General features: G+C 41.1%; 1 protein-coding gene and 1 pseudogene. Both read left to right on the plus strand.

Features of this window, described 5'->3' with window-relative positions; genetic code table 11:
• Positions 1–44 precede the first annotated feature (44 nt).
• Positions 45–329, plus strand: a pseudogene (locus ACYVRH_RS13845) (BrnT family toxin); the annotation flags it as partial.
• Positions 289–558: a BrnA antitoxin family protein gene (locus tag ACYVRH_RS13850; RefSeq protein WP_461257469.1), complete on the plus strand. Its 270-nt coding sequence runs from the start codon at positions 289–291 to the stop codon at positions 556–558. The pseudogene ACYVRH_RS13845 and the gene ACYVRH_RS13850, both read left to right, overlap by 41 nt.
• The last annotated feature ends 165 nt before the right edge of the window (positions 559–723 follow it).

The following is a 723-nucleotide window of genomic DNA, read 5'->3' on the forward strand; positions in this document are numbered from 1 at the left end:
ATTATGTATAGACGAGAAAAGCAGTATTTACATGGACTGAAGAAAAAAACCAACTCAACAAGAAGAAACACGGCTTTTTCCTGTCGGATATTGTGGATGTTTTTGATGACTCGCATTTGCTGGAGTTTTATGATGCGGCGCATTCATCTTTGGACGAAGACCGCTACATCACCATTGGGCGTTTCCATGACACGGTTATTCTTTTTGTAGTTACTGTGGACAAGGCTGATGGCGACACCCAAATAATCATGGCACGGGAAGCAATACCCAAAGAACAGGAGGCATATTATGACCACTACAGAAAAAGCACGAATAGCGGCAGAAATTAAGGCTTTCAAAAACACAGACTTTACGGATTGCCCACCACTGACCGATGAACAACTGGCACAATTGAAACCTTCTCATTACCGGAACATGGCAAATTACAAGCCTATCAAGAAGACAGTAAATGTCCGGCTTGATGCTGATATTATTGAATGGCTACAAAGTGCAGGAAGAGGTTACCAGACCCGCATGAATTCTATTTTGCGGGAGGCGATGCTGAAGTCGGTGTCATGATCTCGTTATTTTTTGCATAAATTTTGTAACATGGATATTTTACAGCGTGGGTAAGGTTAACTCTTGCCGAAATGGGTTGATAGGGGTAAAATAAAAGATAAGATAGGGGGGTATGTTTTTGGAACATTTGTCGATATACTGCTACGTTTTTATAACCTTTCTTGT

Source organism: Treponema sp. R80B11-R83G3 (assembly GCF_054786115.1).

Bases quoted from the DNA above. Each gene is read 5' to 3' on its own strand.
- ACYVRH_RS13850 (WP_461257469.1), top strand. From the start codon at position 289: ATGACCACTACAGAAAAAGCACGAATAGCGGCAGAAATTAAGGCTTTC.